The 19,078-nt window shown below is 39.7% G+C and carries 18 protein-coding genes, 1 tRNA gene, 1 other RNA gene and 2 pseudogenes; 13 read left to right on the top strand and 9 right to left on the bottom strand.

Annotated elements, in window-relative coordinates:
* Window positions 1–50 precede the first annotated feature (50 nt).
* Window positions 51–668: a UPF0149 family protein gene (locus tag FTV38_RS05900; protein WP_180021936.1), complete on the bottom strand. Its 618-nt coding sequence runs from the start codon at window positions 666–668 to the stop codon at window positions 51–53.
* A gap of 64 nt (window positions 669–732) precedes the next feature.
* Between FTV38_RS05900 and FTV38_RS05905 the strand changes: the two genes are divergently transcribed.
* The 3 genes from FTV38_RS05905 to ssrS all read left to right on the top strand — a co-directional run bounded on the left by FTV38_RS05905 (window position 733) and on the right by ssrS (window position 1,856).
* Window positions 733–1,284 (top strand): hypothetical protein, encoded by a 552-nt coding sequence (locus FTV38_RS05905; RefSeq protein ID WP_078189180.1) that lies wholly within the window; start codon window positions 733–735, stop codon window positions 1,282–1,284.
* Between the two features lie 2 nt (window positions 1,285–1,286).
* Window positions 1,287–1,574 carry a cell division protein ZapA gene (locus tag FTV38_RS05910; protein ID WP_168378082.1) on the top strand — a complete coding sequence of 96 codons (288 nt, stop codon included), beginning with the start codon at window positions 1,287–1,289 and terminating at the stop codon, window positions 1,572–1,574.
* A gap of 99 nt (window positions 1,575–1,673) precedes the next feature.
* A non-coding RNA gene (ssrS, locus tag FTV38_RS05915) (6S RNA) lies at window positions 1,674–1,856 on the top strand.
* 472 nt (window positions 1,857–2,328) lie between these two features.
* Here the strand turns inward: ssrS and FTV38_RS05920 are convergent.
* Window positions 2,329–2,793 (bottom strand): hypothetical protein, encoded by a 465-nt coding sequence (locus FTV38_RS05920; RefSeq protein WP_168378083.1) that lies wholly within the window; start codon window positions 2,791–2,793, stop codon window positions 2,329–2,331.
* Window positions 2,794–2,883: 90 nt separating this feature from the next.
* Window positions 2,884–4,080, bottom strand: a complete 1,197-nt coding sequence (locus FTV38_RS05925; RefSeq protein ID WP_257228674.1) for a YncE family protein — start codon at window positions 4,078–4,080, stop codon at window positions 2,884–2,886.
* A gap of 329 nt (window positions 4,081–4,409) precedes the next feature.
* On the opposite strand from FTV38_RS05925, the pseudogene FTV38_RS18370 reads away from it, so the two are divergent.
* Window positions 4,410–4,511: pseudogene (locus tag FTV38_RS18370) on the top strand (IS5/IS1182 family transposase); the annotation flags it as partial.
* Between the two features lie 88 nt (window positions 4,512–4,599).
* On the opposite strand, the gene FTV38_RS05930 reads toward FTV38_RS18370, so the two are convergent.
* Complete coding sequence (locus FTV38_RS05930) at window positions 4,600–6,204, bottom strand: isocitrate lyase (RefSeq protein WP_180021938.1); 1,605 nt, start codon at window positions 6,202–6,204, stop codon at window positions 4,600–4,602.
* A gap of 683 nt (window positions 6,205–6,887) precedes the next feature.
* On the opposite strand from FTV38_RS05930, the gene FTV38_RS05935 reads away from it, so the two are divergent.
* From FTV38_RS05935 to FTV38_RS05950, 4 genes and pseudogenes are all read left to right on the top strand, one after another.
* On the top strand, window positions 6,888–7,880 hold the full coding sequence (locus FTV38_RS05935) for a LysR family transcriptional regulator (RefSeq protein WP_078191331.1): 993 nt from the start codon (window positions 6,888–6,890) through the stop codon (window positions 7,878–7,880).
* Window positions 7,881–8,009: 129 nt separating this feature from the next.
* A complete protein-coding gene (locus FTV38_RS05940; RefSeq protein ID WP_078191332.1) occupies window positions 8,010–9,338 on the top strand; it encodes a hemolysin family protein in 1,329 nt (442 codons plus the stop codon).
* 53 nt (window positions 9,339–9,391) lie between these two features.
* On the top strand, window positions 9,392–9,670 hold the full coding sequence (locus FTV38_RS05945; RefSeq protein WP_180021939.1) for a hypothetical protein: 279 nt from the start codon (window positions 9,392–9,394) through the stop codon (window positions 9,668–9,670).
* 267 nt (window positions 9,671–9,937) lie between these two features.
* A pseudogene (locus tag FTV38_RS05950) lies at window positions 9,938–11,277 on the top strand (CitMHS family transporter).
* A 97-nt stretch (window positions 11,278–11,374) separates the two neighbouring features.
* Here FTV38_RS05950 and FTV38_RS05955 read toward each other — a convergent pair.
* Window positions 11,375–11,881, bottom strand: coding sequence for a hypothetical protein (locus FTV38_RS05955; protein WP_078191335.1), 507 nt, complete (start codon window positions 11,879–11,881; stop codon window positions 11,375–11,377).
* Between the two features lie 195 nt (window positions 11,882–12,076).
* Here FTV38_RS05955 and FTV38_RS05960 point away from each other — a divergent pair, with 195 nt between their 5' ends.
* From FTV38_RS05960 to FTV38_RS05970, 3 genes are all read left to right on the top strand, one after another.
* The gene (locus FTV38_RS05960) at window positions 12,077–12,811 is read left to right on the top strand and encodes a hypothetical protein (RefSeq protein WP_180005427.1); all 735 of its coding nucleotides are present in this window, start codon (window positions 12,077–12,079) and stop codon (window positions 12,809–12,811) included.
* A gap of 169 nt (window positions 12,812–12,980) precedes the next feature.
* Window positions 12,981–13,066 (top strand) — tRNA-Leu (locus FTV38_RS05965).
* Window positions 13,067–13,370: 304 nt separating this feature from the next.
* Window positions 13,371–13,823: a hypothetical protein gene (locus FTV38_RS05970; protein ID WP_180021940.1), complete on the top strand. Its 453-nt coding sequence runs from the start codon at window positions 13,371–13,373 to the stop codon at window positions 13,821–13,823.
* Window positions 13,824–13,884: 61 nt separating this feature from the next.
* On the opposite strand, the gene FTV38_RS05975 is transcribed toward FTV38_RS05970, so the two are convergent.
* The 4 genes from FTV38_RS05975 to rlmE all read right to left on the bottom strand — a co-directional run bounded on the left by FTV38_RS05975 (window position 13,885) and on the right by rlmE (window position 17,939).
* Window positions 13,885–14,199 carry a DUF5713 family protein gene (locus FTV38_RS05975; RefSeq protein WP_078191338.1) on the bottom strand — a complete coding sequence of 105 codons (315 nt, stop codon included), beginning with the start codon at window positions 14,197–14,199 and terminating at the stop codon, window positions 13,885–13,887.
* A gap of 87 nt (window positions 14,200–14,286) precedes the next feature.
* Entirely contained in the window at window positions 14,287–15,141 is an 855-nt protein-coding gene (folP, locus tag FTV38_RS05980) for a dihydropteroate synthase (protein ID WP_218950251.1), read from the bottom strand.
* A gap of 112 nt (window positions 15,142–15,253) precedes the next feature.
* Complete coding sequence (gene ftsH / locus FTV38_RS05985) at window positions 15,254–17,152, bottom strand: ATP-dependent zinc metalloprotease FtsH (protein ID WP_078191443.1); 1,899 nt, start codon at window positions 17,150–17,152, stop codon at window positions 15,254–15,256.
* A 136-nt stretch (window positions 17,153–17,288) separates the two neighbouring features.
* Window positions 17,289–17,939 (bottom strand): 23S rRNA (uridine(2552)-2'-O)-methyltransferase RlmE, encoded by a 651-nt coding sequence (gene rlmE / locus FTV38_RS05990; RefSeq protein ID WP_078192159.1) that lies wholly within the window; start codon window positions 17,937–17,939, stop codon window positions 17,289–17,291.
* Between the two features lie 196 nt (window positions 17,940–18,135).
* On the opposite strand from rlmE, the gene FTV38_RS05995 reads away from it, so the two are divergent.
* The gene (locus tag FTV38_RS05995) at window positions 18,136–18,459 is read left to right on the top strand and encodes a YhbY family RNA-binding protein (protein ID WP_168378090.1); all 324 of its coding nucleotides are present in this window, start codon (window positions 18,136–18,138) and stop codon (window positions 18,457–18,459) included.
* A 6-nt stretch (window positions 18,460–18,465) separates the two neighbouring features.
* Window positions 18,466–19,005, top strand: coding sequence for a DOMON-like domain-containing protein (locus FTV38_RS06000; protein WP_078191341.1), 540 nt, complete (start codon window positions 18,466–18,468; stop codon window positions 19,003–19,005).
* The last annotated feature ends 73 nt before the right edge of the window (window positions 19,006–19,078 follow it).

The raw sequence follows: 19,078 nt of genomic DNA on the forward strand, positions 1-19,078 counted from the left end.
TCCAAAGATAGAGCCCATCATCTATTAATTATTGATGCAAAAAGAATGCCTTAACTTGGACGGTGTGGTGTGAACATTTCAACCACATTGCCCGCTTGAGCCGATGAATTTTTAGCACTCAGCTGTAACAACGGTGTTTCTGAAACATCTACTTTGGTACGTCCCATAGATAGGCTTACTGGGATTAAACGAACAAATTCGTATAATTCCTGATAGCTTTCTTCACCTTCTTCATCATCATCTGAATCTTCAAATTCTACTGAAGCGACATCTTGTAAATGCTCAATCAATTCTTGTTCATTGGTACGCAGATGTCCTGCCGCCAAACCAAAACCAAGAACCACACCTGCACACCAGTCTGCCAAGGCTTGCACACGCTCACCAAGTAAGTGATCATCATCTGGTAATAAAGGAAGATAGTCGAGTTCATGATCTGAAAGAGAATGAGCTACATCTTCTGCTTCTTCAGTTAACAATGCCAATGCATCTTCATCTAATTCAGCAACATCAAGCGTTGCTAAAATTTGTTGCCACTCTTCACGACTCGGTGGTTGTGACACACAAACTATACCGGTGAGTAAACCATGTAACTCACTTGGGCTTGAAATTTCTTCAATTTTAGAAAAATTGTGGGACCAATCTGACCAACCTGAAATATCGTCTTGCATTCGCTTATCCAATCTCTATACTTCGTATATATTACCTTTGTTTGCAAGACTGTGCGACTACGTTATGTTAGAAGAATTACAGCGTCTCCAAGCGCATATTAGCGTTTTAAAAACGCGACTGGCGCAATTTGAAAGCGAAAATGGTGCCTTACAAGATGAGAAAAACTCATCTAATGAGCAGCATCATGCTCAAATTGTACATAAGAACGGCATTATCACCTCGAAACAAGAAGAAATTGAAACACTGAATGAGCAATTAACTGATTCACGTGCTCAACTTCAACAGCTCAATACTGATGCAACTGCTTTGGCTGACCGATACAGCCGCCTCGAAAAAAGCTGTACTGATCTAAAAAATCGTTTTCAGGAAATTTTGGCAGAGCGTAATGAGTTACGTATCGTCAAAGAAAAAATGCAAAATGAACAACGTCATGCTCAGCAAGAAATTCAAGGTTTAAAGCAAGAACGTGAACGTCTGCTTCAAAAAAATGAACATGCCAAAGCCAAAGTTGAAGCGATTATTCAACGTTTAGCCATTTTAGGTACTGCTCAAGATCAACATGCACAAGAAATTCAACAATTGGCGCATCCGACTGAAAGCAATGAGGAAGTTTGATCATGAGTGAACAAATTGCAGTTGATTTAAAAGTTCTAGGTCATAGTTTCCGTTTAGCGACGACCTCTGACCAACAAGCAGATTTAGAACGTGCAGCGCAGCTGCTGAATGACAAATACGATGAATTTCGTCGTAAAGCGCCACGTATGGAACCAAGCAAGTTGATCATTATGGTCGCACTTGAGTTAATGCAAGAAGTCCTGTCGATGAATAAGAGTTTGCAAGAATATGCAAACTGCGAACTTTTGTTGCAAAATATTTTGGAACAAGTGGAAGAATTGACTGATTAATCGGTGGTTTAGTGATTATACTTTGCCCGATTGCTTCATTTTAAACACTTTGTCAGCGTTTGGTGATTTGCCAATAACGCTGAATTCGTTATACTGAGTACATCTCTGAGGTGTTCGCCAGCTAGGTCTAATCCCCTGCCGATACTTAAACTTATGGATGTGTTCTGTATATTCTGAGCGTATGCCCTCCTCGTGTGGGAAACCCAGCGAGTGTACGTCGCGTCCACCTTGAACTCATCGGGTTCAGGGTCACGACATTTGCAGCGGCATCTTCGGAGTGTTTATCTTCCAAGTCATTAAATGAATTTTCAGCATTCAACTCAATTCAAAAATATTCTAAAAAATTCACTATTCTATTTCTGCGCTATTCGACTCCTGTTCTTTTCTTAAAAACTGATGTTACGCACATAAAAGTAATTTCGCATTTTTAAAATAATTTTAAGCCTATTCGACGGAGTCTTACATCTAAGGATTAAATAAAGAGATTAGCCTTCGGCTGGAGATACTTTTGTTTCGACAAAAGTACCCAAAACCATTGTCATCCGCAAAACTCGTTCACTACCGTCAAATTATTCAAAGCATCACAAAAACATTTTTGATTAGAAGTAGTCCTGTCTTAAACACTTGCGGATGACGTTACCGCGTATCGTTGTTTTATTTGAAGCAAATTGCGCTTTGATGTTACTGCGTAACATCAGTTAAAAATTTTTATTCAAGTTTGTTCACCTTCAAAAGCTGATTTAATCCGCCTTATTCAATTTTTGAGTTGTTCCAATTTAGCTTGCTGCCCATCTAAAAATCGATCCATTTCGGGAAGTATTTGGCGTAAATATTGAATAGATGAAATAGCTTCATCCACGTTCACGACGCCTTTTTCAACCAATCTGTATTGCTGCTCGAGTAAAGCGAGTACTTGATTTTGATTCGGCTGCTGCCCCTGACTCATCTGTGTGTTTATTTGCTGAAATTGTTGAAATACCTGTTCACGTTGCTGTAATAACTGGGTGTGCGTTTCATTATCTTGTCTTTCTTGTTTGGGTTTGGAACTTGAATGCTGTAAAACATTTTCCGTGGTTTGATCTGAATGTGTTTCGGACACTTTTTGTTGATCTAAAGGTAGCTGTTCATGAACCTCCTGCTGCCGTGGTTTTAAAAACTGAATCATCAACCATAAAATTAAACTAAACGTCAAACCTAAAACAATCCATTTTTTATTCATGATGCAGTCTCTAGACACCTTCTGATATTTAAAAAATTCAGAGCCGATTTGACTCTGAATTTACCTTTTTATTTAATTTTATCTAAATTATTAGTTGCCCCATCCTGCTGGCGCATAACCCAAACGAACACGCTGTGGGTGATTGCCAACTGGAACTGTGATGACTTTTTCACCTGTTGCAAAATCAATCACGGTTACTGCATCTGTGGCACTTTCAGAAATGACACAGCGTTTACCATCTGGACTTTGCGTTGCCCAATACGGTTTGCCTGCAGCAATCAATTTCGCCGCGGTCAAAGTTTTACGATCGACGATGGTGGCATAATCATCCATCGTTCCTGCAACACATAGTTTTTCACCATCTCCACTGATCGAAAGCCCATGATGACGTGAGTCATTTACCCATTTCGTGCGATCAGAGGGAATAGTTGTAATTCCAGGAAGCTGTGCAATGCGTGTGACTTTGCCTTGATTGAGATCATATTCGACCAAGCCATTAAAAAATGAGACTTGTGCATAGATTTTGGATTCGTCTTTGCTAAACACAATTGGACGCACAGCGTTCGATAGGTCTTTACGGCCAAAGGCATCCAATGCAGGACGAAAATCAATTTTCTTCAAGACTTTAAAATTATTAGCATCGGCAATGGTGATATAGCGTTTGCCTTTAGTGAAATCCTGCCACGCTGCATCCATTGAGGTTTCCACATTACCTATGGCTGAGTTAAGAATTTTTGTGCCACCATCAAAGTAAATATTTTCATGTGGCTTATCTCCTGTGGCAAAGCGCCCGAGCTCCTTGCCTGTGTTGATATCGAGTATATGTACGACATTTCCTGAAGATGCTGATACTGCAACCTGTTGCCCATCAGGGGATACTGCCATATGGTCTGCTCGAAATCCCTCAACGGGTGTGCGCCAATTAATTTTCCCTGTTGTAATATTAATCGAGACAACATCTGCAAAACTTGGGCGTGATGCAACTACCGATTTGCCATCTGGTGTGGAATACATGTCATCGACCAATTGATCATTTCCCTCTCCTGCTGTATTACGAATATAGCTATAGGCGATTAATTTTACTGGGTTGAGGTAAATTTCAGTGAGGCGTTGTTTTTTGTCGGGCACCATATTGATGACACCAACTTTCTGATAGTTTTTTGCAGGATTGATCACTGTAACCGTACCATCCCAATTATTGCCGACAAAAAAGACTTGCTGGCTATTGGGTGGAACGGGTGCAGTGGTTGTCGCTGCGAAAATAAGTGGCGACACCGTAACTGTCATACAAAGAAGTGTCCTGATCCAGAGATTTTTTTCCATTTTTATTGTCCATTCATTTGTTTTTATGCATACCTTTTGACCAAAGCCATAAGATAAGTGTCGCTTTTTTAGCGCAAAGAAAGCTTATTAAATATACAAGTGTAGATATAGCGTATTTGTTTTAATTCCGATGAGTTGTTGATTAAAGGCGCACAAACCTGCCACTAAAGGCTTCTTCAATAATGTAATATTCTATCTCTGCTCCATTCCACCACTTTTCTTTGCTTCAAATATTTCATTCAAATCTTTTCAATTTCAAAAGCTTATTTAAGAGTTGTCCCAGTTTGGCTTGCTATCTATCCAAAAAAACAATCCAGAATACATTTGCAAGACTCAAGCAGAACTATGAAAAATCAGTTGCCTTAGCTTACATATTTATTTGGCTGTCATTATGAAATATCAACAGAACCTAAATTCAACACGATTTTAAAGCCATAAAAAAACCCAGCTTTCGCTGGGCTTTTTTTCGAATCAGTTCAATGCTTAGTGAGCAGCGAATTGGTTCATTGTGTTTTTCGCATCGTCACCCGCTTTAAGCGCGTTGTCACCAGCGAAGATTTCTTTGTGGTCGTCACCGATGTCAGAACCAGCCATTGCTTGGTGTTTAACACAAGAAATCGTACCGCGGATTTCTTTACGTTGAACGCCAGCTACATAAGCAAGCATACCTTGGTCGCCGAAGTAACCTTGAGCAAGCTCGTGAGTAGAAAGCGCAGCTGTGTGGTAAGTCGGAAGTGTAATTAAGTGATGGAACACACCCGCTTCACGAGAAGCATCTGCTTGGAATGTACGAACTTTTTCGTCAGCTTCAGCAGCTAATTCAGAGTTATCGTACTCAGCGCTCATTAATTTAGCGCGGTCGTATGCAGATACGTCTTTACCTTCAGCAACCCAACGATCGTACGCTTGTTGACGGAAGTTTAATGTCCAGTTGAATGATGGAGAGTTGTTATAAACAAGTTTCGCATTTGGAACAACTTCACGTACACGGTTAACCATGTGAGCAATTTCTTCAACGTTTGGAGTCGCAGTTTCGATCCAAAGAAGGTCAGCACCATTTTGAAGGCTAGATACACAGTCAAGTACAACGCGGTCGATTTGCGTGTCTGGACGGAACTGATACAAGCCAGAAGCAAGACGTTTTGGACGGTGAAGTTTACCGTTACGCTTGATTAGGATTTCGTCTTCTTGAGCTTCTGAAATGTCAATTTCAGTTGTGTCTAAGTAGCTGATGTATTGAGAAGCGATGTCGCCTGGCTCTTTAACCACTGGGATTTTTTGAGTCAAGTCAGCGCCTTCAGAGTCAGTACGAGCAACGATGATACCGTCATCAAGACCCATTTCTAAGAATGCATAGCGAAGAGCGTGGATTTTCGCGATGAAGTCTTCGTGTGGAACTGTAACTTTACCAGCTTGGTGACCACATTGTTTAGCGTCAGATACTTGGTTTTCGATTTGTAGTGCACAAGCACCCGCTTCGATCATTTTCTTAGCTAGTAAGTAAGTCGCTTCTTCGTTACCGAAACCAGCGTCGATGTCCGCAATAATTGGCACAACGTGAGTTTGGAAGTTGTCGATTTGAGCAGTGATTTCTGCAGCTTTAGCAGTATCACCTGCTTCGTTTGCTTTTTTAAGCGCACGGAATAAGTCGTTTAATTCTTTCGCATCAGCTTGGCGAAGGAAAGTGTAGATTTCTTCGATCAATGCAGGAACTGAAGTTTTTTCGTGCATAGATTGGTCAGGAAGTGGACCGAATTCTGAACGAAGAGCTGCAACCATCCAACCAGAAAGGTAGATATAACGACGTTCAGTTGTACCGAAGTATTTTTTGTTCGCAATCATTTTTTGTTGTGCGATAAAACCGTGCCAGCAACCTAATGATTGAGTGTATTTGCTAGAATCAGCATCATAAGCAGCCATATCACGACGCATAATTGCAGCTGTATATTTCGCAATGTCTAAACCAGTTTTGAAACGGTTTTGCATTTGCATACGTGCAGCATCTTCTGGGCTAATATCGCGCCAAGTGCTTCCGAATTTTGCTTTTAATTCACGGATTGCATCAATCGCTGTTAAGTATGTAGACATGATATGTTCCTGTAATAATATTAGGATTTTTCTGCAACGTAAGGCTAAAATCATACCCTCGAATGATTGTTCAGATTTAGAACACTTCGTTGCGATAGACACAGAGTAGATTGACTAAAAAAATTAATCCAATATTCTGCATTAATTTTCAGTATTTATTTAAAAAATATGTAGATTAAAGTCGTATTATAATAATTAACCAATATTCAGAAGTATTTGTATTTAAATAATTTTATCAATAAATTTGGCTGATTATTTTGTCTATTTTACAAACACTCTGATGAATTATTCTTCATTAGACTTAAGTCGACTGAGCATTCACTTTAAAAAAAAACAGCATTTTTTACGCCTTTTTTGCCCAAATTTACCAAACTAAATGCATGGTTATTCCGTCCTCAAATGATTATGTAAATGAGATATTTCATCTTACTTTTTAGTTTTATGAACATCACTTCGCATAATCAAAATTGCTCCTTATTTTTATTATATTTATTTAAAAATATCGGTCTAAACAGGTAATAAGTGTTTAAGAAATATGTGCTGTCGCTTCAGCAAATTTGTCTTAAAACTGCCGAATTTTAGTACAATAGTACACGTCATTTTTTCATCCATTTTTTACACAAGCCTTAGTAGTTATGGCATAATCAGATAAATTTCATGATTTTATTGTCGGTATTTATTTTATGAATCTGGAGCGGGTCGATCTCAATCTATTAATTTATCTTGATGTACTTCTTCGTGAAAAAAATGTGACTCGTGCTGCCGAGCAACTGGGTGTAACTCAGCCCGCGATGAGTAATATTTTACGTCGTCTACGCAACTTATTTAATGATCCACTTCTTATTCGTTCTTCAGAAGGTATGACACCTACAGAACGTGCGCTTGAATTACAGCCACGTATCCGTGATGCACTTTCTGACCTTTCGATGATTTTGGAACCCCGTACCGAGTTCCGCCCTTACACCTCAAATCGTGTCTTCCGCATCATGACTTCAGATTATGCTGAAGCAACACTGGTGCCGCGCCTAGTAAAAGCTTTGCGCTCAGAAGCACCCAATGTGGTTCTCGATTTTTTAACGCCTAGTGATGTGTCTTATCGAGATATGGAACAAGGTAAAGTCGACTTGGCGATTAACCGCTTTAATGAAATTCCGCAAAGTTTCCACCAAGTTTTGGTCTGGCGTGACAGTTTTTCATGCCTTTTAAATGCCAAGCATCCTGCTGCAAATAATTTAAACCTGAAGAGCTATCTAGATGCACAACACATTTGGGTATCTAAAACAGGTATGGGTGTCGGTTTTGGTGTCAATCCTGAAAAACAAGCGGGTCTAGGTTGGATTGATCAGGCTCTAGAACGTATTGGCCAAAAACGTAAAATTTCAGTTTTCACCCGTCATTATCAAATGCCAGGCTTATTGGCCTCGAATGTTGACTTGGTTGCGACTCTGCCAAGCCGTATTGCTCGCCTTCAAGCCAAAAGTCAAAACCTGTTACTTCGTGATCCACCATTCTATATTCCTGAATTTGAATTAAAAATGGCGTGGTGTCCGTTACTTCATCATCACCCTGCTCATCGCTGGTTACGTCAACTTATTTTGTATGTTGCACGTCAAATGATTGAAGAAGAAAACCGCGAATACTTAATGAATAACTCTCAGTTTTCACAGTATCAGTAATTAATTCTTTAATTCCTTATTAATTCAAACGTATACTGTCACTATATAGGTAGTAGTTAAGACTACTACCTTGCCCATTTTTGTGTTAGAAATACAGAAAAATAGAATGAATCACAAACAGGTGTATTCGTGAGCCTTTTCCAAAATATTGTCATTATTATTCTCCTGATCGTCGGTGCGGGTTTTCTTTCCTTAACTGAAATTGCCCTCGCGGGTGCACGAAAAGTAAAACTTAAAATTTTGGCTGAATCTGGAGATTCACGTGCACAACGTGTGCTTGACTTACAAGCCAACTCAGCAGACTTTTTCGCCGCATCACAAATTGGCTTAAATGCCGTAGCAATTCTCGGCGGTATTTTGGGTGAAGGTGCTTTTCGTCCTTATTTCATAACCTTAGTCACTCGTTTTTATCAAGGTCCGTGGACTGAAACCATTGGATTCACACTGTCGTTTACTTTAGTCACATCCTTATTCATTCTATTTGCTGATTTGATGCCAAAACGTTTGGCGATGATCGCACCTGAAAAAATTGCCGTTGCTGTTGTTGACCCGATTCAAATCTTTATTAAGGTGTGTAAGCCAATGGCGTGGGTGATTAATGCCATTGCCAATTTGTTGTTTCGTTTATTTAAAGTGAATACAACACGTGATGACAATATTACCTTTGACGATATTTCAGCCGTGATGGATGCCGGTGCTCAAGCTGGTGTACTACAAAAGCAAGAACACCACTTTATTGAAAACGTATTTGAGCTGGAAGAACGTAACGTCCCTTCAAGTATGACTACACGTGAAAACGTGGTGTACTTTACCCTAAAAGAATCAGAAGCCAGTATTCGTCAAAAACTCGCTGAATTTCCATATTCGAAGTTTTTGGTCTGTAGTGAAAATATTGATGACGTGATTGGTTATGTAGATGCTAAAGATATTTTGGTTCGTATCCTGAACAATCAGTCACTTTTACAGCTCAACGAAAATACCATTCGTAATGTCCTCACGATTCCAGATACTTTAACACTGTCCGAATTACTCGATCGTTTCCGTTCAACCAAAGAAAAATTTGCCGTAGTAATTAACGAATATGCGTTGGTTGTCGGCGTTATTACCCTCTCCGACATTATGATTACCGTGATGGGCGACTGGGTAACACCGATTGAAGCAGAACAACAAATTATTAAACGTGATGCGGATTCTTGGCTTATCGATGGCAGTACACCAATCGAAGATTTAAAGCATGCCCTCGCTTTAGATGAAATGCCCGATGAAGAAAACTATGAAACCCTTGCGGGCTTTATGATGTTTAAACTGCGTAAAATTCCACGTCCAGCGGACTTTGTCACCTATCATGGCTACAAATTTGAAGTTGTGGATGTAGACCACTTTAAAATTGACCAATTATTAGTGACCCGCTTACAACAGGCTGAAACTGAACTAGATACACCAGAAGAATCGGATTAATTCGATTCTTTTTTTTCTAAAACAATAAAATATAAATACGATGGAATACGAAGATGTCTTTTTCACTTAAAGCGATTTTGACTTGCTTTAGTTTTTATACTGGGGCTTATCTGATCTATTATTTTTTTAAAGCTCATCCACAACCTTTATTTCTATTGCTCGGTGTTACACTGATCGCCACTGCGTGGTTTTTAACGCCTTATCCCTATGAACGCGGTCGACAACAATATGACGAAACCATGCGTTTTGGTCTGTTTTTTTATAATCCCTTAATTTTTTGGTTCCGATTATTTAGTTGGCCGATTCGGACCCTACTGTCTATTTTTGCATAAGCGTACTTGTTGTGATCAAACTGGATCTGCACAGCACTTACAGTTCTCTACTGATGTTGAATAAATGTAAACAGACCACTTTTTTTGAATACAAATTAAAATAAATCGAAAAACCGCCCTTCCCTAATACCTTCATTATTAATGACTATTTCCCACTAAAATAGTGATGTATTTCACATTTTCTCACCTTTGTTTTGACTGATGAATTTTCTCTTTATGCTCTGCCCTTGGATTTAAAAACAGCTTTATATTTCAAAGGAATGAACCATGTTAACCGTACTCGGTTTGGGCATGATCTTGTGCTTTATGTATTTGATCATGTCGAAACGCTTAAGCCCACTTGTCGCACTGACTTTAATTCCCCTACTTTTTGCCTTGATTGCGTGGTTACTTGGTTTTTTTTTGACAGCTTGTCACACATACAAATAAATGAAATTGGCGACATGATGATAGAAGGTGTAAAAAAACTTGCACCGACTGGCATCATGCTGCTTTTTGCGATTCTGTATTTTGCCATCATGATCGATACAGGATTGTTCGATCCTTCGGTGAAATTTATTTTAAAAATGGTCAAAGGTGATCCGTTAAAAGTTGTCCTTGGAACCATTACCCTGACGTTAATTGTCTCTTTGGATGGAGATGGTTCTACAACCTATATGATCTGTGTTGCTGCCATGCTGCCACTCTATAAGCGCCTAGGTATGAGCCCATTTATTATGGCATGTTTGATTATGCTCTCTAGCGGCATTATGAACCTTACGCCATGGGGTGGGCCTACAGCCCGCGCCGCCAGCGCACTTCATGTCGACCCAAGTGATGTTTTTGTTCCGATGGTTTTACCGATGCTATTTGCCATCGGCTGGTTGTACTTTTTGGGAACCATGTATGGTCGAATGGAAAGAAAGCGTCTGGGAATTGTCCAATTGGATATCAGCCATGGTGAAAACATTCAAATTTCAGATAATCCAGAAGCCAACCGCGCAGATCTAAGTTGGTTCAATGCACTGTTAACCGTCGTTCTGATGATTTGTCTGGTTTTTAGTATTTTACCTATGCCTATTTTATTCATGGTGGCTTTGTGTATTGCGCTAGTCGTCAACTACAAAAATGTCGACTTGCAGAAAAAATTAATCGCACATCATGCAGGTAGTGCTTTAAATGTGGTCGGTATTATTTTTGCTGCAGGTATTTTTACCGGTATTTTAGCTGGAACAGGCATGGTAGAAGCCATGTCTAAAGAACTCGTGGCAATTATCCCTGAAAGTATGGGTCCCTATTTAGCACCGATTACTGCTGTCATTAGTATGCCGATGACTTTCTTTATGTCGAATGATGCTTTCTATTTTGGGGTTTTACCAATTCTTTCCGATGCTGCCGCTCATTATGGAATTGCACCTGTAGAAATGGCACGTGCCTCCATCGTAGGGCAACCTGTACACCTACTCTCTCCGCTTGTCCCTTCAACCTATTTACTCTGTGGACTTGCGGGGATCGAGTTTGGACAACATCAGAAATTTACCATTATCTGGGCTGTAATCACCTGTTTTGTCATGTTAGCAGCAGGTCTGATCTTTGGAATGTTTCCGTTTTATTCGAGCTTAACTTAAAAAGTGAAAGATAAAAAAAGCACCATCAGGTGCTTTTTTTATGCTTAACAATACAGAACTAGCCAGTGCTTTACACTCACAGGTTCATTTGTAGTGGTTAATGCTTTGAAATTAATGCTTCTAGAACTGCTTCATAATGTATGCGAATGTCATCTTCTAAAATTTTATAAACATTGTCGAATTGCACCATTGGCCAGCCTTCTTTCCAAAATGGGAAAATGTTATGCAGGTCATGAGTCACCGTTGCGTCTTCACGTACAATCGCTTGTGCAACTTGTGACAGTACTTGTGCAGTTTCGGCACCATCAATCGCTAAATAATCGATACCACGAACTTTCAAAATACGGATACGATCTTTTTTGTAGCGGATTTTTTTACTTTGGCCTTCATTTAAGCCTAAAGCCAAAGTCACAGCTTCAACAAATTTATCTTCAAATGCTTGATTTAATTTTACCAAAGCTTGTTTGTGTGCTTCTTGACGACCAGCTTTTCCCCCACTACGAATCACTTCATTTGCTTCAGTATTTAAAACATCTGATTTCATCGACTGAAGAATGTCTAGAATTTCGATATCGCTTAATGTTTCAGGAGAATGATCAGTCATAAACTGCCTATAAAAACTTAATATTCAATAATCATGTATTTTCGCATAAAAGAAGGATGAAAACTGCGACCTTCGCTATAGAAATTGCGTTTTCTCTTATAATGTTCAGATATACAACATGATTTAGAAAAAAATTCTGTCAAAAATATCGAAATCAACTATATTATTTTCACGCTTTAATACTAACGTCACAATATGGCTCAAAAGAAACAGGCTGCTCTTTACCTTCAACAACTGAAACAGCAATATCCAGCAGCCTTTAAACATAATTATTTATTTTATAGCCAACTGAAAACTCAAGGCATTTTAGACGAACTCAAAGAGCTTATTCCTTGGGTTTTGGCGGCGATGATTTTTATTTCTTTGAGCATGAGTATTGGACATGCAGTGCAACTGTATTTTCCAGAAATGAGTGAGTTTCGAGCTCATGGTATTGCTGTACTGAGTATTATGCTGTTTTTCATGCTGGTTGTACCCTTAGTCATCAAGCAAATCAAGCACAGTTCAATGTCCCTGTATCAAAGTTTGAAGAATACGCCGTTCAGACTTGCGATCGTGATTTTATTACAGTTACTCAATATCGCCTTTTTACAAAGCACCTTTGTTCAATCTGTATTGTTCTTTTTCGCCATGAGTTTCGGCTTTGTGCGTTTTTATAAAGAAAATCTATTCAAAGGTGGAAGTAACACGCAAGAATACTATTTTCTGCAAGAAACACGTCGTATTGCATATTGGTCGTATAAACAAATGCTTAAAGCAAAATTACGTTTGTCGCTCAGTAATCCGAATCAGGCAAATCATAAACAGTTATCTGAGCGCTTTACCCTGTTCCAAAATTTGCACATACAAATGCTGCATCAGGAAAATCAGCTATGTAAAAAGCTAAAGCACCAAAATGTTGAACATTATCTTGATGAGTTAATGAAATAAGCTGGCATTGATATAGTGCAAAAAACTTTAAATCACTGCCCAAAAAGTCATTCAATACATCGCTATTTTTGAATATTTTCAACTTATATGCATGAATTGATTGATTTTAAAACAAACACCATCAAATACACTTGCCAAGCTTCATTTCGTCCTCTATTATTGCGCACATGCCCGAGTGGTGAAATCGGTAGACACAGGGGATTTAAAATCCCCCGCCCACAAAGCGTGCCAGTTCGAGTCTGGCCTCGGGCACCATTCTTATACTTCTAAGATTGGTGCAATAAAAGATCCAGCAATTTGCTGGTTTTTTTATGCCTAAAATTTATAAATCTATTATTATTCAATGCCAATACCTTCAGATTTTGATCTCCCTGCACTACAACTCAAGCATCCCGATGCCTTTTATCAACGGCTGCTGTTTGCGCATTTTAAAATTATCAATCTAACGCCCACTGCACCCGTTTTAATCTTTAGCTTTTGCCTGATACTTTTTATCCCCCTTAGCAGCGCAGTACTTGGCCAGATGCTTTCGACGGCATTTTCAATTCACGACCCAAACATGGCGTTTAATCTTGGTATATTGATTATTCTTCCTTTAATCTATTGCTATGTCTGGTATGCACATTATCAAGCACGTTTTAGCAGCAAGTCCGCAGTTCAACGCCTGCAAATACAACTGTATCTCCTTGGCGGATTAACACTTATCCTCGCTATAAACTTTAAGTATCTACAAATAGATGTATTAAACCTCATCAGTCTCTGTGGACTTTTTTTCAGTCTCTTTTTATGTGTATTTACTGAGTTATTTTATAAACCTGAAAGCAGCGCCATTGAACGAGTAAAACTACAAAAGCTTCGCCAACTGGCATATTGGTCTTATCAACAATCCTTAAAACAAAAAGAGCATCAAACGTATTTCTACGCCATTCATCTACAAGCCATGCAAGAAGAACAAAAACTATCAGCATCGATCAAATCATCCTTTAAAGATTTTATAGACAAAGCCCAATGAATTGTTTAAATCCCTAGACACAAAAAAGCCCTGTCACTACAGGGCTTTTTTTAAAGTTCAATTACCATTCTCGGTTAGCAACCAACTCTTCCATTTCAATATCCATATGGCCTTCATCTTGCAGCACCATCATCATGGCTTCTGCAATATAATCTGCAGCCGTATCATCCAAAGACGAATCTAAATCTTCAAATTGAGGTTTCATCTTATTGAGCTGTGCAACCGTTTCATTGGCAAAATGGTAGATATCAGTTGAACTTAGATCTGCTTTTGCAATTTTCTTCGCAAATTGAACAACCAATAACTTCACCTCTGCAACCAACACATCTGGGTAATATTCATCATCAAACATGGGTAGCAGTAAATCTGCAAACATACGAAACTCTATCACAAAACATTCAGGGCGCTTATATAACACAAATACTACAATTCACCAAATTTATTGGGATTCACTATTTTCAAATCACACCGCGTTCTGCATGGCTTGCCAAACACGTATCGCATCTACTGTTGCTTTGACGTCATGTGCGCGAACCATACATGCACCTTGTTGAATGCTAAGTAGATGCGCTGCAACCGAGCCTACAGCGCGATTTTGTGCATCTGCACCGCCAAGTGCTTCACCGATAAAACGCTTACGTGATAATGCCGACAAGATCGGATAGCCCATGTTATTCAATTGATAGAATTGCTGTAAAAGCTTTAAATTTTGCTGCGCATTTTTAGCAAAGCCGAAACCCGGATCAATCATAATTTTTTCTGCACGTACACCGGCGTCTAATGCATCTTGCACACGTTGCTTTAATTCATCGATGACGTCAGCCACGACATCTTGATACTGATCTAGATTATTCATCGTGGTGGGTTCGCCACGCATATGCATAATGATCACTGGAATATCCAGTTTTGCAGCGGTTTCTAAGGCATTCGGCCGAGTTAATGCACGTACATCATTCCAGATATGCGCACCTGCTTGAACCGCTGCCTCAATCACCTCAGGTTGTGAGGTATCGATAGAAATCACTACATTGTGTTTAGATAAGGCTTCAACGACGGGTACGACCCGTCGAATTTCTTCTTCAACCTCAACAACAGATGCACCCGGACGTGTTGACTCACCACCTACATCAATCACTGTCGCACCATCCGCAATCATTTGTAAGGCATGTGCTATAGCTTGGTCTTTACCATTGTGTTTGCCACCATCACTAAAAGAGTCCGGTGTGACATTTAAAATTCCCATCACATGTGGCTCTGACAAATCTAATTGCAAATTACCACAGTTTAAAATTTTATTCGGCAAAGACACCAACTTCATATTACACATCCCAGATTTTGCTATGCTTATTTTAACGCTAAGTTTGCTCAGCATTTCGCTCACATGCATTTATTTTCATATAAAAAAACCACCCGAAGGTGGTTTTAAATTTTTATGCTTTTGGCAATGACGGTAATGGTGGTGGAACATCTGGACCATCCGTTGGTGTTACATCAATCACTGGATTTTCAGCGATGTACACTTTTGGTGGTTGTGGTTCACGACCTTCCATAATGTCACGGATTTGATCACGATCAATGGTTTCCCATTCAAGTAATGCTTTCACCATGGCATGCGCAATATCCTTGTTATTTTCAAGAATGTCGCGAGCAACTTTATATTGTTCATCTAAAATACGGCGAACTTCACGGTCAACTTCAAGCTGCGTTGCTTCGGAAATCACACGACTTCCTAAACCACCCATGAATGACTGCTGTGAGTCATCTTCGTAAACCATGACGCCCATTTTATCGGACATACCGTATTTAGTGACCATTGCACGTGCCATTTTTGTTGCACGTTCAAAGTCATTTGAAGCACCAGTCGACATTTGGTTAATGAAGACTTCTTCTGCAATACGACCACCAAACAAAATTGAAAGTTCATTCAACATTTTGTCTTTGTAATGGCTGGTTTGGTCATGTTCAGGCAACTGCCAAGTCACACCCAGTGCCCAACCACGTGGCATGATTGTCACTTTATGCACAGGGTCTGTACCCGGCAAGATTTCAGCAACAATCGCATGACCTGCTTCATGATAAGCCGTCGCACGACGTTCTTCTTCACGAATCACCATCGATTTACGTTCAGGACCCATGTAAAGCTTATCTTTTGCATCTTCAAAGTCATGCATATCGACCGTATTCTTGTTACGACGTGCAGCAAACAGTGCCGCTTCGTTTACAAGGTTAGCCAACTGTGCACCCGAGAAGCCCGGTGTACCACGTGCTAAGACTTTGACATCTACACCAGTCACAGAAGGTAATTTTTTCAAATGTACATTCAGGATTTGCTCACGACCTTTAATATCAGGTAGAGACACCATCACTTGACGGTCAAAACGACCTGGACGAAGTAAAGCTTTATCCAATACGTCAGCACGGTTTGTTGCAGCAATGACGATAATACCTTCGTTGCCTTCAAAACCATCCATTTCAACCAACATTTGGTTTAATGTTTGCTCACGCTCATCATTACCACCACCTGTACCTGAACCACGGTGACGACCAACGGCATCGATCTCATCGATGAAAATGATACATGGTGCATGACGCTTTGCTTGTTCAAACATGTCACGGACACGAGACGCACCCACACCCACGAACATTTCAACAAAGTCAGAACCCGAAATACTAAAGAACGGTACTTTCGCTTCACCCGCAATCGCTTTAGCAAGTAAAGTTTTACCTGTACCCGGAGGACCAACCATAAGCACACCTTTCGGAATACTTGCACCAAGTCGTTTGAACTTAGATGGATCTTTTAGGAAGTCAACGATTTCAACAACTTCTTGTTTAGCTTCATCACAGCCCGCAACATCAGTAAATGTCACTTTGATTTGATCTTCAGAAAGCATTTTTGCTTTTGACTTACCAAAACTCATTGGGCCATTCTTACCACCAGCTCCACCACCCATGTTGCGCATAAAGAACATGAATAACAGAATGATTAAAAGAACAGGGAAACTTGCAATCAGAAGTTGCATCAAAATACTTTGACGCTGTGGCGCTGTACCTTCAACAACAACATTGTTCTTGATTAGGTTCGGCATAAGTTCAGGATCTTGAACCGCAGGACGGATACTTTCAAACTCAGAACCGTTTGATTTTTCGCCACGAATTCTTTCGCCATCAATGGTGACTTGTTTAATCTGACCCGCATTTACGGCTGCCACGAACTCAGAATAGTTCATCGCGGTCGGTTGATTGCGGTCACTGACGTTGCTGAAGATTAAAACCAGCACGCCTAGGATAACCAGCCACAACACGGCATTCTTAAAAAGATCGCTCAAAGCTTTATTCCCATTTCTATCTAATTCGTTCAATCCCATTTACATGGGTGACTCTAATACTTACGCTGCAGAGTAGCTTCGCAATAATTTAAAAACGTACAAAATGCACAATTTTTAACGAGTTGGCAAGTAAACTTTACTTGAAAGCTTTCTTACGTCCCTGCCCGATTAAAAACACTTCTTTAGATCGAGCACGTGAAGCCGCCGGTTTTGCTGTTTTCAGCACATCAAATGTGTCTACAACTTGCTTACGGTATTCATCAAATCCAACACCTTGGAACACTTTAACAACAAATTGTCCATTTGGTCCAAGAACCTTTTGAGCAAAGTCGATTGCTAATTCACAAAGATAGATCTGACGCGGTTGATCTACAGCCTTATTACCTGATGTATTGGGGGCCATATCTGAAATTACAACGTCTACAGTACGTCCATCTAAAATTTTTAACAATTCATCGAACACTTCTTGTTCACGAAAGTCACCTTGCAAGAAGGTCACATCGGGTAAAGCATCCATGGGTAAAATATCAGAAGCAATGACCAAACCTTTGTCGCCAACAAGTTTACCGGCAATTTGCGACCAACTACCTGGTGCAGCACCTAAGTCGACAACGGTCATGCCTGGCTTGATCAATTTGTATTTTTCTTGAATTTCAAGCAATTTATAAGCGGCACGCGCACGATATCCTTCCTTTTGTGCTTTTTTCACAAAGGGGTCATCAAGATGCTCACGCATCCAGTCACGACTACTTTTGGATAATTTCTGGTTAGTAATGCGGGTAGCCATAACTCTCTAAATAAAAAAAAACTTCTCAGTCTTGATTGTACGTGAAATTCAGCACTTTTGCAGTAGACATGTGTATCTAAAAAGCATCTTAAATCATGTTTTTTTCAATAATCTTCATCGAGAAAATGCCGATTAAATACAGCGCTTCAACTTTGATTTTGCTATACTAGGTCGTTTTTAAAATTAGGTTATATTTATGGCGGCTTTATCTATTCAAGAACGTAAACGCTTACGTCAAATTGGTCACACCCTAAACCCAGTTGTAATGGTTGCGGACAAAGGCTTATCAGAAAGCGTTATTGAAGAATTAAACCGTGCGTTAAACGACCATGAGTTAATTAAAGTGAAAGTTGTGGCAGAAGACCGTGAAGCTCGTGCTGCAATGATTACTGAAATTGCGACTGTTTCAGGTTCTGAAGTTGTTCAAACGATTGGTAAGATTGCTTTGATTTACCGCAAAGCGGCAAAACAAAATGCAAAACTGTCTAACCTTGTTCGCTACGCACACCTGTCTAACTAAGCATTTATGGCAAGTTTCGAACTCAGCGCTTTTGATCGTCGCTTTCAGGCTGTATCAGTCGTTGGTGCTATCGAACAACAAAGCCCATATACTTTAAATGTGGGTTATTGGATTCGAGACCCAAACCAACTGATTCAATGGCCAGAATTGGTATCAGCTCACCCACGAATCGATTTTTTGTGGGAACAGACCTGCTTAGAAGTTTTTATTGGTGTACGCAATGAAGACTTTTATCGTGAAATCAACCTCTCCCCTTCACAAGCTTGGCAGGCTTACCAGTTTGAAGAATATCGCTATCCAGAAGATATGCCGCCACAAGCTGCTTACGATATTGAACTGAATCAGTTGAAACGGACGCACTATGGCTTAAATGTCAGTCTTGATCTGACAGAATTTATGCTGAAGTACAAACTTAAATGGGAAGATCTCTATATTGGTCTAACTGCAGTACTGAAAACCCCTCAAGGTGAACAGTACTATGCCATGCAGCATAGTAGTCCAAATGCTGACTTTCACAACAAACGTGATTGGCTACATCAGTTCTAAACTTTTTAATGTTTTGATCTTCGATAAAAAGCAAAAGTGCGATCTTTTGCTTTTTTATTGCCTGTCTATTTTT

The organism is Acinetobacter sp. YH16044 (genome assembly GCF_013417145.1).
GTDB lineage: Bacteria > Pseudomonadota > Gammaproteobacteria > Pseudomonadales > Moraxellaceae > Acinetobacter > Acinetobacter amyesii.